The 14,304-nt window shown below is 40.9% G+C and carries 14 protein-coding genes and 1 other annotated feature; of the genes, 6 read left to right on the top strand and 8 right to left on the bottom strand.

The window, feature by feature from the left end:
* Window positions 1-10 precede the first annotated feature (10 nt).
* From PSF42_RS03405 to PSF42_RS03395, 3 genes are all read left to right on the top strand, one after another.
* Window positions 11-205, top strand: a complete 195-nt coding sequence (locus PSF42_RS03405) for a hypothetical protein (protein WP_125891901.1) — start codon at window positions 11-13, stop codon at window positions 203-205.
* 444 nt (window positions 206-649) lie between these two features.
* Entirely contained in the window at window positions 650-880 is a 231-nt protein-coding gene (locus PSF42_RS03400; protein WP_125891900.1) for a hypothetical protein, read from the top strand.
* Between the two features lie 61 nt (window positions 881-941).
* On the top strand, window positions 942-1,595 hold the full coding sequence (locus PSF42_RS03395; RefSeq protein WP_248467646.1) for a hypothetical protein: 654 nt from the start codon (window positions 942-944) through the stop codon (window positions 1,593-1,595).
* A gap of 126 nt (window positions 1,596-1,721) precedes the next feature.
* Here the strand turns inward: PSF42_RS03395 and thrC are convergent, their stop codons facing one another.
* The 4 genes from thrC to thrL form a co-directional block, all read right to left on the bottom strand.
* Window positions 1,722-3,017: a threonine synthase gene (gene thrC / locus PSF42_RS03390; RefSeq protein WP_125891898.1), complete on the bottom strand. Its 1,296-nt coding sequence runs from the start codon at window positions 3,015-3,017 to the stop codon at window positions 1,722-1,724.
* A 3-nt stretch (window positions 3,018-3,020) separates the two neighbouring features.
* Complete coding sequence (gene thrB, locus PSF42_RS03385) at window positions 3,021-3,950, bottom strand: homoserine kinase (protein WP_125891897.1); 930 nt, start codon at window positions 3,948-3,950, stop codon at window positions 3,021-3,023.
* A 3-nt stretch (window positions 3,951-3,953) separates the two neighbouring features.
* Window positions 3,954-6,413, bottom strand: coding sequence for a bifunctional aspartate kinase/homoserine dehydrogenase I (gene thrA, locus PSF42_RS03380; protein WP_125891896.1), 2,460 nt, complete (start codon window positions 6,411-6,413; stop codon window positions 3,954-3,956).
* A gap of 24 nt (window positions 6,414-6,437) precedes the next feature.
* Window positions 6,438-6,559 (bottom strand) — a sequence feature (Thr leader region).
* Entirely contained in the window at window positions 6,498-6,566 is a 69-nt protein-coding gene (thrL, locus tag PSF42_RS20795) for a thr operon leader peptide (protein WP_071548816.1), read from the bottom strand. (Overlaps the previous feature by 62 nt.)
* A 1,078-nt stretch (window positions 6,567-7,644) precedes the next feature.
* On the opposite strand from thrL, the gene arcA reads away from it, so the two are divergent.
* Complete coding sequence (gene arcA, locus PSF42_RS03375) at window positions 7,645-8,361, top strand: two-component system response regulator ArcA (protein WP_004905684.1); 717 nt, start codon at window positions 7,645-7,647, stop codon at window positions 8,359-8,361.
* Between the two features lie 62 nt (window positions 8,362-8,423).
* Here arcA and creA read toward each other — a convergent pair whose 3' ends face one another.
* Window positions 8,424-8,900 carry a protein CreA gene (gene creA / locus PSF42_RS03370; RefSeq protein ID WP_272679448.1) on the bottom strand — a complete coding sequence of 159 codons (477 nt, stop codon included), beginning with the start codon at window positions 8,898-8,900 and terminating at the stop codon, window positions 8,424-8,426.
* A gap of 185 nt (window positions 8,901-9,085) precedes the next feature.
* On the opposite strand from creA, the gene robA reads away from it, so the two are divergent.
* Window positions 9,086-10,000: an MDR efflux pump AcrAB transcriptional activator RobA gene (gene robA / locus PSF42_RS03365; RefSeq protein ID WP_125891894.1), complete on the top strand. Its 915-nt coding sequence runs from the start codon at window positions 9,086-9,088 to the stop codon at window positions 9,998-10,000.
* A 43-nt stretch (window positions 10,001-10,043) separates the two neighbouring features.
* On the opposite strand, the gene gpmB is transcribed toward robA, so the two are convergent.
* Window positions 10,044-10,691, bottom strand: coding sequence for a 2,3-diphosphoglycerate-dependent phosphoglycerate mutase GpmB (gene gpmB / locus PSF42_RS03360; protein ID WP_125891893.1), 648 nt, complete (start codon window positions 10,689-10,691; stop codon window positions 10,044-10,046).
* Window positions 10,692-10,743: 52 nt separating this feature from the next.
* Between gpmB and yjjX the strand changes: the two genes are divergently transcribed.
* Window positions 10,744-11,280, top strand: coding sequence for an inosine/xanthosine triphosphatase (gene yjjX / locus PSF42_RS03355; protein WP_004914743.1), 537 nt, complete (start codon window positions 10,744-10,746; stop codon window positions 11,278-11,280).
* 329 nt (window positions 11,281-11,609) lie between these two features.
* On the opposite strand, the gene trpR is transcribed toward yjjX, so the two are convergent.
* Together trpR and sltY are read right to left on the bottom strand one after the other, a co-directional pair.
* The gene (gene trpR, locus PSF42_RS03350; protein ID WP_125891892.1) at window positions 11,610-11,927 is read right to left on the bottom strand and encodes a trp operon repressor; all 318 of its coding nucleotides are present in this window, start codon (window positions 11,925-11,927) and stop codon (window positions 11,610-11,612) included.
* Window positions 11,928-12,151: 224 nt separating this feature from the next.
* The gene (gene sltY / locus PSF42_RS03345; RefSeq protein WP_272679447.1) at window positions 12,152-14,065 is read right to left on the bottom strand and encodes a murein transglycosylase; all 1,914 of its coding nucleotides are present in this window, start codon (window positions 14,063-14,065) and stop codon (window positions 12,152-12,154) included.
* Window positions 14,066-14,304: the final 239 nt, after the last annotated feature.

Here is a 14,304-nt window from a genome sequence, read left to right as displayed (position 1 = left end):
AGGCAACTATATGTTTAAAAAATCAATCATATTTACATCTTTATTATTCCCAATGCTCTCTTTCGCTACCCCTATTCTTCCCTTTCCGCCAGAGCCACCTATCCTAGGTATAGACTTAAACATATCCTATAACGGAGATGATGATGATGTTTGGTTTCAAGTAAAAAATGGTGATGATGATGATGTCTGGCTGAATATCAAGTAAGAGTAATAAGATACCGAATGAAATTTAAAGAATATTTCCCTCATAGTGTATAGTCCTATCTCCATTTAATATACTGCCCTAGGAAAAATAGGCTATATGCGGTTAAATAACAAGTAAAATGGGATCTAATTTAAAAAAATCCCATTTTACCCTTTTTCCAATGAGTTATTCCTCACAACTATAAAATTAACTTTAAAATAAAAGGTTTCATTATCAACTGATAATTAATTATTTAATCACTAACTTTCAAATTAGTTATATAAACAATTAACTATTTGTTATTAATATAAAACCAAAAAATAAAAACAAACTATATTACTTTGTATTTACCGTAAAATAAATTTAATTACACTCATAGATAAATAATTAATTGCTTATTCAAAACCATGATTTACAATTTCATTGCAGTTCATTTTAATTTAAACTTTTAAAAGAGGATTTTATATGTATAAAGCATCTATTATCATAGTATCTTTATTATTTCCAATTCTAGCATCTGCAACTTCTTTCCAAAAAGAACATTCTGACAATACTTCTACTTATTCTATTACTTACGAACAAAACTATGGAGGAAATGGTGGGAATGGCGGTCATGGTGGTAATGGAGGGAATGGAGGAAATGGTGGGAATGGCGGCCATGGTGGTAACGGCGGTAATGGCGGCAACGGTAGATAATATATCTCGTCACTAAATATCTCCCTCCTCATTCAATGAGGAGGGAACGGAGGAATTTATCATGTATAAAAATTACATTTCACTTGGTGTTTTATTAATAAGTTCTATCTCATTTTCAGCATACTCTCACTCCTTATTAAATACTCCATCTAACTGTTTATTTAAAAATGAGCTCAATATTAATGAAATAAATAATAAAGTATGTTCAAGACTTCATGGTCAATATTACTCTTCTAAATTTTTTAGCTTTGTAGGCTATGGACAAAATGGAAATTCGGGTCAAGCTGGAAATGATAGTCTAGGTGGCCATGGTGGCAACGGTGGTCACGGTGGTCACGGTGGTGATGGCCAAAATGGAGGGAATGGCGGAACGGGATCAAATAACGGTAATGGTAGCAATGGTGGAAACGCAGAAAAAGGCAGTAATGGCAATGGAGGTAATGGGGGTAATGGCAGTGTAACTGGAGGTGATGGTGGAAATGGCGGCGATGGAGATGGTGCTGGTAGCGGTGGGAATGGCGGTAATGGAACAGTAAATGGCAATGGGGGTAATGGAGGGCATGGTGGAACTAATGGCGGTAACGGGGGTAATGGAGGCAACGGCTCTGGTAGTGGTAATGGCGGCAATGGGGGTAATGGTAGCCAAGGAGGAAAAGGAGGACGCGGTGGACCTGATGGCGGTAGAGACGGGCACGATGGCCTTAGCTCCATGTGATAAACAAATCCGTTAGAAGTGAATAAGTGATGTGGCAATATGAAACCCTATAATTATCTTTATAAAAAATGGTCTTATCAATAAAAACGGAAGCTATCGCTTCCGTTTTTCGTATCCACGTATTCTTTATTGTTTAGGTGCTAACTTCATTAAAAATGTGCGTAATTGTGCAAAATCAGAGGGTAAAAAGTGTGAGAGTAGTGGGAGTTCCGCACGCTCTGCTAACTCTTTAGGCAAAGGTATTGCTTTATTAAGAATTTCTTCAACACTTTCTTTAAATTTAGCTGGGTGTGCCGTACCTAAAAACAGCCCGTATTCACCTTCTTCCAACTGGTCACGAAGTACACGATAAGCCACCGCAGCATGTGGCTCCGATAAATACCCTTTTTTATCTAATTCACGTACTGTCTCTTTAGTCACTTCGTCACTCACCGCCCCGTGCCCTAATTCATCAAGGGACCAACCTTTACGACGGAATAACTCTTCGATACGAGGCCAATTATTCGGCTGGCTAACATCCATGGCATTCGATAAGGTTGCTACCGTTTGTTTTGGTTTCCATTGCCCATCAACGAGATAACGCGGTACTGTATCATTGACGTTAGTGGCTGCAATAAAGCGCTTAACAGGTAAGCCCATTGATTTCGCTAATAAACCCGCTGTAAGATCCCCAAAGTTACCACTCGGAACCGAGATCACTAATTGATCGCGTTTTTCAGCAGGGATCTGTGCGACAGCTTCAAAGTAATAACAAATTTGCGCTAATAAACGGCTGATATTGATCGAGTTAGCCGAATTTAAATACAGCGCCTTTTTCAGTTCTTCATCATCAAATGATTGCTTTACTAATGCCTGGCATGCATCGAAGTCATCTTTAATTGCAACCGTATGAATATTTTCACCCAGCGTACAGAAGAGTTTTTCTTGCAGCGGGCTAATTTTTCCTTCTGGGTAGAGAATAACAACCTGCACGTTCTTAAGACGATAGAATGCGTGTGCAACAGCTGCTCCTGTATCCCCAGAAGTGGCAGTCAAAATGGTCACCGGCTGCTCACCAGCGACTTGCCCCAACGCCTGAGCCATAAAGCGGCCACCGAAATCTTTAAATGCGAGTGTTGGCCCATGATATAGCTCCAACGTCGCAACATCATCTTCAACCTGAGAAACTGGCGCAGGAAAAGCGAACGCGGCTTTGACTCTTGCAGCGAGCTCTTCATGAGGGATCTCATCACCAATAAAAGCACTTAAAATACGGCTGCTACGACTGACAAAATCTAATTTTAATAATTCGTCGATTTCAGCCGCAGTGAATTCAGGTAAGTCTTGAGGAAAAAATAGACCTTGTTGCTTGCCTAAACCTTGCTTAACTGCTTGCGCAAAACTTACTTGTTCGTTGTTATCTTTTAAATTATACAGTTTCATTATTTACCCTATTGTCCTTGCCCCGGCCAGATCCAAACGGCAGATATGCACAAAGCCTTCATCATTCTGAATATAATGTTGTTGCAAGTAGCTCGCCATTTTTTCAGCGATTTGTTTGTCATCGCAAATAGCGAACAGTGTTGGCCCAGAGCCAGAAATACCACAAGCTAATGCACCGATTTCTTTTGCATTCTGGCGTGCTGCCGCAAAACCGGGTAATAGCTGTGTACGATAAGGTTCAGCCACAACATCTTGGATCATCGTTGCTGCAAGTAACGATTGGTTTGTATGACAAGCATGAATGAACCCTGATAGGTATCGACCATGGTTTACAATATCATGGCGGGGATAGCTATTAGGAAGGATCGCACGCGCTTCCGCTGTCGATACTTTAATGCCAGGATAGGCCATGACCCAATACCAGTTTTCGAATGCAGGCACAGGCTGAGAAATAATGCCATTTTGTTCGATAATCAGCTGTAAACCACCTAAAAAGCACGGGGCGACGTTATCATAGTGCACACTTCCTGAAATACGCCCTTCGAGCTCCCCCATCATGCCAAGCAGTTGAGTATCATCGAAAGGTTTCTCTGCAAATTCGTTTAGCGCCATCAATGCTGCGACAACAGAGCACGCACTAGAACCGAGCCCTGAACCAATTGGCATATTTTTTTCGAGTGTCATAGCGACATTTAATGGTCGACCAAGGCGCTCACAAAACAATTGCCAGCACTGGTAAACAATATTGTGTTCATTTTTTTTCGGAAGTTTAGCTACGAATTTGCCTTTATTCGTCAACGAAAAAGTGTCCGCCGCTTCAACTGTTACACAATCACCTAACAATGAGCCATCTGCTGGAGAAACTGCCGCTCCAAGAACATCAAACCCGACGCTCACATTACCAATTGAAGCCGGTGCATAAACTTTAATCACTTATTAAACTCCCAGTTTCCATGAAAGGGTACGCAGCATATCTGCAAACACACCTGCGGCAGTGACATCATTACCCGCACCATAACCTCTTAATACTAAAGGAATTGGCTGGTAATAACGCGTATAGAAGGCCAGTGCATTTTCGCCATTTTTAACCTTGAAGAGAGGGTCATTACCATCAACAGCAACAATTTTAACCTGACAGCGCCCTTCTTCAATCAACCCAACATAGCGTAACACTTTTTCTTCCGCTTCTGCGGCTTTTATACGCTGTGCAAATTGTGCATCCAGTTGGGGTAAACGAGCCATAAACTCAGGAACAGAACCACTGCTATCAAAATCAGAAGGTAAAACGGCTTCAATCTCAATATCTTGCAGTTCTAAATTATAACCTGCTTCACGCGCTAAAATTAATAATTTACGCGCCACATCCATACCGGATAAATCATCTCGAGGGTCTGGTTCTGTAAAACCTTTTTCTTTAGCCAGTGTTGTGGCTTCCGATAAAGACATGCCCTCATCTAATTTCCCAAAGATAAATGATAAAGAACCCGATAAAATTCCGCTAAAGTGAACCAGCTCATCCCCTGCGTTCAGTAAGTTTTGTAGGTTTTCAATAACGGGTAAACCCGCCCCTACGTTGGTGTCATAGAGGAATTTACGTTTCGATGTTTCACTTGCAGCACGTAATTGGTGGTAATAATCCATCGATAAAGTGTTGGCTTTTTTATTCGGTGTGACCACATTAAAGCCATCTTTCAAGAAGTTGACGTACTGCTCTGCAATTTCCTGATTTGATGTACAATCGATAATGACAGGGTTCAAGAAATGGTATTCACGCTCTAAACGAATTAAGCGGCTTAAGCTAAATGGCTCTTTCGCTTCCGCCAGTTCCGCTTTCCAATTATCTAAATCGATCCCTTGCATATCCGTTAGCATTGCACGTGAATTCGCAATACCACAGACACGTAAGTCGATATGTTTTTGTTTTAGCCATTGTTGCTGGCGATGAATTTGTTCAATTAACGCATTACCAACACCACCCACACCGATAACAAAGGCTTCAATAACTTGTTCTGCATTAAATAGCATTTGGTGACATAAACGCACTGCCGTTGTTGCAGACTCATTGGCAATTACCGCAGAAATTGAACGTTCAGAAGAACCTTGAGCGATAGCCACAATATTGATGTTGCCGCGAGTTAACGCAGAGAAGAAACGCGCCGAAATGCCTTTCAAAGTACGCATACCATCACCTACCACAGAAATGATCGCTAACTGCTCCATCACATCCAGCGGCTCAAGTACGCCATCTTTTAGTTCTAAGTAAAACTCTTCTTCCAGTGCAGCGCGTGCTCTGACTAACTCATTTTGCGGGACACAAAAACTAATACTGTATTCTGATGAGGATTGCGTGATCAGAACAACCGAGATCCCTTTACGAGACATGACGGAAAAAATGCGTGCAGCCATCCCCACCATTCCCTTCATACCGGGACCAGATACGTTGATCATCGCCATATTATTCAGATTGGTGATCCCTTTCACTGGTGTGCTGTCGTCAGTTTGGCCATCGCCAATTAAAGTGCCTGGTGCGCTTAAATTGGTGGTATTTTTTATCAGGCAAGGGATTTGGAATTGAGCAATTGGGGCAATGGTACGAGGATGGAGAACTTTGGCGCCAAAATAGGATAACTCCATAGCCTCCTGATATGACATCCCTTTTAACAAGCGAGCGTCAGGCACTAAGCGCGGGTCACATGTATAGACCCCATCAACATCAGTCCAAATTTCACAACAATCAGCACGTAAGCAAGCCGCTAACACTGCTGCTGAATAGTCGGAGCCATTACGGCCTAATACCACTAGTTCACCCTTCTCATTACCTGCAGTGAAGCCTGCCATTAAGACAAAATGATCTTTCGGTATATTTAAATCAGAAATGCGTTTTGTTGACTCATTTATATCAACCGTAGATTCAAGGTAGTGGCCTTTCGCAAGTAAGCTCTCAACAGGGTTAATGACGGTCACATTATGGCCGCGAGCTTTTAGCACTGACTCCATAATAGCGATAGAGAGTTTCTCACCACGGCAGATAATTGATGCGTTAATGCTGTCTGGACACTGTCCGAGAAGAGTAATACCATGCAGTACTTGTTTGATTTGCGCGAATTCTTGTTCTGTCAGTTTTTTTAACCGGTCATATTCAAAACCGGGTTGTTTTTCTTTTAATCCTTTTAAAAGGTTAGCAAAAATCATTTCAGCATCATTAACATGCGTGATGACATCTTGTCCTGCAACCGTTTTTTCAATCATAGCAACCAAATGGTTAGTGATTTTTGCTGGCGCGGATAACACCAAAGCCACTTGTCCATCTGCTAATTTGCCTTCAGCGATGTCAGCAACATTCAGTACTCGTTCGTCATTTGCAACCGAAGTACCGCCAAATTTAAGCACACGCATGGTATTTCTCTCCTGAATTAACACCAAAAAAAAGCCCGCATCGTTTAAGTATGCGGGCTTTTTCATTTTTATTTTTTGGATGCGTCAGCCCGCCCCGTTTCCTGTGGTTACGGTGGTGGTGGTAATAATAATAGTCAGGCTGATATTACGCATAGATTCTGTCTGTCTCTTAGATTCTTTAAGTTTCTCCCTATACGGTTAAAGCAATTACTATATTTTGTCAAATTTATTTGTAAAACATCCCTTTTAAAACCCTTTTTTTACTTGATAAATTATCTACCAGTACGAAAAACACCTTTCCAAAAAGACCCCCATCACACCAATGTTGGTTTTTAAAACCAAAATAATTAAAATTTCAAGATGAATAATTTTTTAACCGACAAAAAACAAAATCGCCTATAAAATAGACAAAAAAGATGGCCTTTAGCCATTTCTTGTGAAGAGAATAAAGATGAAAAAGTGAGCAACCCAACCGATGCATTCAACGCATATATTTCATGCCATTTACCATTCATGGTCATCAATCTACAATCGGTAATGACAATAAATGACAAGGTAAGTATGAGGACTTGAATCCACATTTTTTGTCTGTTTAAATTACAAACAAATGCTAGGTGATTGTTAAAAACTGACACTATCAAAATAAAATAAGTATATTTCCTAATTAAATAACACAAAAACTTACAAATTGAATATTTGCATCCCGTTATCTCTAACCAGAGTGATTACTCACCTTTCTGTGTATCAAAATAACCTTTCAAAATTGGAGGTAACTCACAAATTAAACATTATTTATGATGGTATATTTAACCCATTGAAGATTATATTCATTAATACCAAGCTAAAGCTCCCCAGTGCATCAACGGCTCCCCTTTTTTAGACGCTATCCGATTCCTAAATACTGCATTAATTTATATAATTATCTACCTAACAATTTTTGTTAACGTGCTACAATTGATTTTGATATGTATCAACAAAAGTTAGTTTTTTAGGTGGTAAATGCAGTATTAGCTGTTATATTGCTGTTAACAGTACAATATTGGGAAAGTGCTTATATTTAGACTTGTTGTTAAAGTCTTTTGCCTAAAATGGCAACATGATGGCACTGTTGAATTTCAAAACAAATTTATACTCATAAGCGTGTTTTTCCAGAAGAACAATATCAATAACCACCTAACTGGAAACGGATTGTGAGTTCAGTATTCTTATTTTAATACTTTAGGTAGCAACTATGCAGACCCCACACATTTTGATTGTTGAAGATGAAATTGTCACACGCAATACGCTGAAAAGTATCTTTGAAGCGGAAGGCTATGTGGTTCATGAGGCAACTGATGGCGAAGAGATGAATAATGTTCTCTCTGAACATGACATCAATTTAGTCATCATGGATATTAACTTACCAGGTAAAAACGGTTTATTACTTGCTCGTGAACTTCGTGAGCAAGAAAGCATTGCGTTAATGTTCCTAACCGGACGTGATAACGAAGTGGATAAAATCCTTGGCCTTGAAATTGGTGCTGATGACTATATCACTAAACCATTTAACCCACGCGAACTGACTATTCGTGCTCGCAACTTACTGTCCCGTACAATGAATTTAGCGGGCGGTACCGAAGAGCGTCGTTTAGTTGAAAGCTATAAGTTTAATGGTTGGGAATTAGACATCAATAGCCGTTCATTAGTCAGCCCGGCAGGTGAGCACTACAAATTACCTCGTAGTGAATTCCGTGCGATGCTGCATTTCTGTGAAAACCCAGGAAAAATTCAGACTCGTGCAGACCTGCTGAAGAAAATGACTGGCCGTGAATTAAAGCCACACGATAGAACGGTTGATGTCACGATCCGTCGTATTCGTAAACATTTTGAATCAACGCCTGACACACCAGAAATCATTGCGACCATCCACGGTGAAGGCTATCGTTTCTGTGGTGATTTAGACGAATAATCAATTTTGAATTGATATTCAAAAAACCGGCTATTTAGCCGGTTTTTTATCATCTAAATTAATCACCAAGGCATAATTGGTACTGCACTTAACGCATTTTTTGGTGAGCCGTCGATCATCTTATCTGAATAAGTCAAATAGATTAATGCATTACGTTTTGGATCGTAAAAACGTACAACTTGTAATTTTTTGAAGACTAAAGACGTTCGTTTTTGAAAAACAACCTGCCCTTTTGTTGGTTTACGTTTGACGCGGTCGCTTAACTCAATCGGTCCAACTTGCTGACATGAAATGGCAGCATCAGAGGTGTCTTCCGCTAACCCTAACCCCCCTTTGATCCCCCCTGTTTTCGAACGACTTAAATAGCAAGTGACATTCTCAACATCCGGATCATCAAATGCTTCTACAACAATTTTATGATCAGGGCCGAAAATTTTAAAAACAGTATCGACTGAACCGATTTCTTCAGCAAATGTGATGCTCGGTAACGCTAATAATAATGCTGTAAATGCGATATTTTTTAATCTGGAACAACGCATACTGAATTTCCTATTCAACTAAAAATCGGTAAAACCTCGTAGTAAAACAAGACTTATTATTCACTTTCTTAACTAATTATCAAATACAACTCATTTACTATAACCGAAAAAGATAACTTGATATAGAATAGCCATTCATTGATAGATTATATCTGTTCTATAAGTCGCATTGGCTGGGGATATACATGGATCAAACTAATATTATTCGCGACTTGCTTCGCTGGATAGATGACAACCTAGATAAACCACTCTCGCTGGATAATGTTGCCGCAAAAGCGGGTTACTCAAAGTGGCATTTACAACGAATGTTCAAAGAGGTGACTGACCAAGCGATTGGTGCTTATATTCGTGCCAGAAGGCTTTCTCGTGCGGCTGTGGCATTGCGGCTAACAAGCCGACCAATTCTTGATATTGCATTGCAGTATCGCTTTGATTCGCAACAAACTTTTACTCGAGCCTTTAAAAAGCAGTTTAACCTAACCCCTGCTTTTTACCGTCGGAGTGAAGAGTGGTGTGCGGCAGGTATTTGCCCACCGATTATTTTAGATAATCACACGAATATTGAACATGAGTTCCTACAAATGCCTGCACAAGAATTAGTTGGCTTGGAACAAAGTTGTTCTTATGCGTTAGAAGAGTGGTCGACCGCTTGTTCGCAAATGCGCCAAACTTTTTGGCACTACTATTTGGATAATACGACGACGATTGCGTCTGAAGTTTTTGGCTTGCACCATGCCATTCATAATCCAGAAAAAGAAGATGAACAAACGGTATTCTATACCACGGCAGTAAAACCTGAAGATGCGAGTTTTAATACTGACCAATACACGAGCTTAACGCTACCAAGTGGCCATTATGTTAAATTTTCGTTCAATGGCACGCCAACTCGAGATGCATTACAAGAGTTTTTATACCAAATTTATGGTGTATATCTGCCTAAGCTGAATTTAACACGCCGACCAGGTTATGACATCGAACATTATCGATTAAAAGACATCGATTTACGTCACATCACTCCAGAAAATGATGACCCTAAAACACACATCGATACCTTTGATTATTATGTCCCCATCAAAACAGGTTCGGCCACAACCCCTTAAAGAAGAGGAGTTTCAGTTTATTGAAACTCCTTTTTCTAAATAGTTAGCCTTGCTGTTCGTCAAGAGCAGGCTGCGATAAGTGTGTTACTTCGCCTGCTGTTTCCACGATCCAACCATTCGCTAACCATGGGCTGTTTTGATAATCAACACGAGATAGCGAGCAGTTACGTAAACGTAGGCGGCGTTCTGAGTAAGCAGGAACCCCCATAATACGGCTAATTAACGTACTCAACGCAATCCCATGGCTAACAATTAGTGGGCGGCTACCTTCAGGCAAATCTAAACAACTATTAAGTGCTGCAAACATACGTGTATACAGCTCCTCCATTGATTCACCCTCTGGAATTCGTCCTCCTCGGGTTCCATCAATTAAGCTTTTACGCCACAGTTCTTCCTCTGGCGTTAACGACTCTATTGCTCTTTGTTCAAGAACACCCATATTTAGTTCACGTAGACGCGGTTCTGTGGTAATTTCACACTCGCACACACTTGCAATTATTTGTGCAGTTTCCAGTGTGCGTCCCATATCACTAGTGATAATATGGGTAATACCTTCTGACTTTATCCTCTCAGCCACCTGCCTTGCTTGCAGTCGTCCAGTGGCGGTCAGAGGGCTATCGGATTGTCCCTGGATGCGACGAGCTAAATTCCATTCAGTTTCGCCATGGCGAACAAGATAAACCTGTAACATAGATGTGTTCCGTTATTACTTTTCGAAGTATGTGTTCAAAGGAAAATAATTAATGTACCAAGTTATAGCTGCAACGACTAATCCTGCCAAAATTAAAGCGATCCATCTTGCTTTCGATGCTGTTTTTGGGGCTGGCAGTTATCAAATTGAAGATATTAATGTCGATAGCAGCGTTCCACAGCAACCTATCGGTAATAATGAAACCCGTACTGGGGCTAGACAACGTGTTATGGCCTCTAGACAAGTTCGCCCTGAAGCGGATTTTTGGGTTGGTATTGAAGCGGGTATCGAAGACGATATGACATTTGCTTGGATAGTGATTGAACATAAGCAAATACGTGGTGAATCTCGCTCTGCCAGTATTATGATCCCAGAAAAAATTCTGGCGGGTATTCGTGAAGGCCGTGAACTCGGCGATGAAATGGCCTTTTTAACAGGCATCGATAATATCAAACAACAAGGTGGTGCTATTGGCTTTTTCACTGACGGGGTATTAACTCGCACCAGTGTTTACCAACAAGCCTTGATATTGGCCTTGGTTCCCATTAAGCATGAAATTTATAAAGAGCTAAACCAAGTAGAAGATTAATTATACTTAAAATAATTAAAATTGCATGTGTGATTAAACACCACGCTTTTCACACTAAAGTATGGGAAACCATACTTTTTTTGTGACTATTAATTCAAAATATGAAGGGTATTAATATTCTAAATAATTCGTACTGTGACAAGCTGTTATCAAAGAAGCTAGTCTTTATGGACTGAAAATTAAAAGAAATAAATGTTTCCCCAATACGCTAAATAGTTTGTGCTGTCGCAAGGCGGCAAATGGGTTAGATCTTAGGAACATACACAAGTATGTGACTAAGGCTAACCCATGAAGCTAACACCGCGACAGTGCAAAATATGACGCGTATTTTAGAGAAGTTGAGACTCCAACCACTCCTTCACAGGAATAGGCGCTGACTTTAAGCTATTCGAACCCCGGGTAATAGTTGCTATCCCCACGCCGAGCTCATTTTTCAGTTCTCTTTGGCTCATTTCACCGCGCATCAACTCTTGCACAATTTTAACGCGAGTCGCTAATGCTGTGCGCTCATCTGGCGTGAGTAATAACTGAAGAACTGGCAAATGAATATCTTGTTCAAATGCCAATTGTAATAAGTTCACAAAGCGCAGCCAGTCAGCGTTTTCATCGGCAGTCAGTGCCGGGTCATGTTGTTGATTTGCTGTCATCGTTTATCCACCCATACTATTTAACTAGTACAAATAATAACACACTCTTATTGGAAATCATCAATCAAACGCCATTTTCATTTAGTTACTGCGTTAATACGCTAAATAGTTTGAGTTGTGGCTAGGCGACTAGCGAGGATAGCCCTAGGAGCATGCACAAGTATGTGACTAGGGTTAGCAAACGCAGCCAACACTCCTACAATTCGAAATATGAAGAGTATTTGTTAGTATTTCATATTCCACTCATTAGAAAGCAATATTTTACTATTTTTCTGCCCCATAAAGTGCCGATAGAATAAGTCATACGACAACACATTTTTCACATAACCGCGAGTTTCTGAGAACGGGATACTTTCGACAAATGCGACCGCATCAATGCGCCCCCCGCTGTTACCTAACCAGCGAGTCACACGTGAAGGGCCTGCATTATAAGCCGCACTGGCTAAAATACGGTTATTACCAAATTGCTGATAAACATCCTCCAAATAAGCTGTTCCTAGCTCAATATTGGTTGTCGGGTTAGTCAACTGGCTCGTGTTCACATAATTAATGCCCTGCTTCTGCGCGGTATGTTTTGCTGTTGCTGGCATCAACTGCATCAAACCTGTCGCTCCAACCGGTGAACGAGCCTGCGGATTCCACGCACTCTCTTGGCGAGCGATCGCCATTGCATAGCTCTTTTGAATATCTTTCGACTTAGTATATAAATTGAATTCTTTGTCCCACGCTAGTGGGAAACGTTCTTCTAGGTGATCCCAAAGTTTGGCTGTGATAGTCGCTTGAACACTGAGATCGGCCCATTTATGATCAAACGCATAACGCGCCAATTGCTCTTGCTGGTTTGCTGGCAACGATGCCACTAAACTCACCCACTCAGAACGGGCAAGGTTATCCATTTCCCAGTACATTAACTCACGAACACGTTGTACTTCAGGCAATTGATCAATACTTGAATCAGGCTTAACCGCGCTTTTTACATACACCGGGTAGTCAATTTCTAGTACCTGTGCGGCCACCATTGGGTAGAAGCCGCGCTTCTCCGTTAATTGGCGAAGTAATACCTCTCCTTCTGCTTTTTTGCCTGCATCAATTAACGTGATAGCCTGCCAATACTGCCACTCTTCTTTATTTTTGACATCTGCTGGCAAGCGTTTTAGCCATGACGCGACACCCGTTTTATCACCAGCGCCTAATGCTAAACGAACACGACGCTCTTTCAATGACGATGAATTGCTTTCTTGAATAGTTTCATCGCGCCATTGAGCCTGCTCCGGGGTCACATCTCCCATATATTGCCAAGCAACACTGTCTTTAAGTAACTGCTTTTCCGCCATATTCATTTTTTGGGCAGAACTGATGCTATTCAGTACTGTACGAGCCGCATCAGGGGCTTGGCGTGCATAACGGCTAAAAGCCGCGATGGTGGCTTGACGAGTAAAATCTGTTGGTGTCATCGTTTTGGCGAATGTCACAACTGAGGCAGGGTCATTTTGTAATTTCACTAACGCATCACCAATCGTTTTATAACTTGGCGGTAAGCGTTTAGCTAAATAACTCGCAATCGAGGTATTGCCCTCTTTTATGGCTAAATTAATACGCTCAAGGGTCATCTCAGGGGTTAAATAACCTGCTTTTTCCCATTCATTAAATAATTTATCACAAGCACTCGGCATTGAACGGCCATTTAACCAGGCTTTTTCTGCCCCTTGCCAAGCAATTTGTTTATTTCCCACCGCCCAATTTGCAAAATAAAAATTACATTGTGCTTCGGCAGGTTTTGGCGCTTCAGGGCTAAATTCCAGCAGCGATTTCCACTCTTGGCGGCGAGCTAGTTCGTTGACAAAGCGTGTTTTCAGGTTTTTAGCGACAGGCAAGGTTGGATAGGTATTAATAAACTCCTGAACTTGACGAGGTGAAATAATATCTAAGTCTTGAGTCAGCTCACGATAAGCAAGATAAGGGTAAAGTGGATAATCATGCAAGGTCGGCAGCAAGCGCTCGACTTCATCCATTTTATTGGCATCCCATGCAACCTTAATTGCCTGATAACGTTCCCTTTGTGCCTGTAAGGGTTCCGCCCATACGGTGCTGGAAACCAGCAACATTGTCACAGGTACTGCCGCTAACCAACCTTTCATATTCACTCGCTCCATCACTAAACTAAAGTCAAAATACAAGAAAGCCCTTAACCTATATATATCCCAAATAATTCGAGTTGCAGGTAAACGACAAGCTAAGATAGACGAGGAGCATAGATAAACTATGTAACTCGACTAGCCACCTCAACAAAAAACGCTGCAACGTGAAGGATTACGGGTATATTAAACATATATCAATACTATGAATGCTACCGAAAGTTTTTATTTAGTAACAGCGG

The sequence above is a fragment of the Providencia sp. PROV032 genome (assembly GCF_028484875.1).
Classification (GTDB): Bacteria; Pseudomonadota; Gammaproteobacteria; order Enterobacterales; family Enterobacteriaceae; genus Providencia; species Providencia rettgeri_E.
Note: the sequence above shows the minus strand (reverse complement) of the source record. Positions and strands in the feature narration are given on the sequence as shown.

What these genes read in the sequence shown, in the direction of transcription:
- PSF42_RS03405 (WP_125891901.1), top strand. Translation starts at nt 11, where the DNA reads ATGTTTAAAAAATCAATCATATTTACATCTTTATTATTCCCAATGCTC.
- PSF42_RS03400 (WP_125891900.1), top strand. Translation starts at nt 650, where the DNA reads ATGTATAAAGCATCTATTATCATAGTATCTTTATTATTTCCAATTCTA.
- PSF42_RS03395 (WP_248467646.1), top strand. Translation starts at nt 942, where the DNA reads ATGTATAAAAATTACATTTCACTTGGTGTTTTATTAATAAGTTCTATC.
- thrC (WP_125891898.1), bottom strand. Translation starts at nt 3,017, where the DNA reads ATGAAACTGTATAATTTAAAAGATAACAACGAACAAGTAAGTTTTGCG.
- thrA (WP_125891896.1), bottom strand. Translation starts at nt 6,413, where the DNA reads ATGCGTGTGCTTAAATTTGGCGGTACTTCGGTTGCAAATGACGAACGA.
- arcA (WP_004905684.1), top strand. Translation starts at nt 7,645, where the DNA reads ATGCAGACCCCACACATTTTGATTGTTGAAGATGAAATTGTCACACGC.
- creA (WP_272679448.1), bottom strand. Translation starts at nt 8,900, where the DNA reads ATGCGTTGTTCCAGATTAAAAAATATCGCATTTACAGCATTATTATTA.
- robA (WP_125891894.1), top strand. Translation starts at nt 9,086, where the DNA reads ATGGATCAAACTAATATTATTCGCGACTTGCTTCGCTGGATAGATGAC.
- gpmB (WP_125891893.1), bottom strand. Translation starts at nt 10,691, where the DNA reads ATGTTACAGGTTTATCTTGTTCGCCATGGCGAAACTGAATGGAATTTA.
- yjjX (WP_004914743.1), top strand. Translation starts at nt 10,744, where the DNA reads ATGTACCAAGTTATAGCTGCAACGACTAATCCTGCCAAAATTAAAGCG.
- trpR (WP_125891892.1), bottom strand. Translation starts at nt 11,927, where the DNA reads ATGACAGCAAATCAACAACATGACCCGGCACTGACTGCCGATGAAAAC.
- sltY (WP_272679447.1), bottom strand. Translation starts at nt 14,065, where the DNA reads ATGAAAGGTTGGTTAGCGGCAGTACCTGTGACAATGTTGCTGGTTTCC.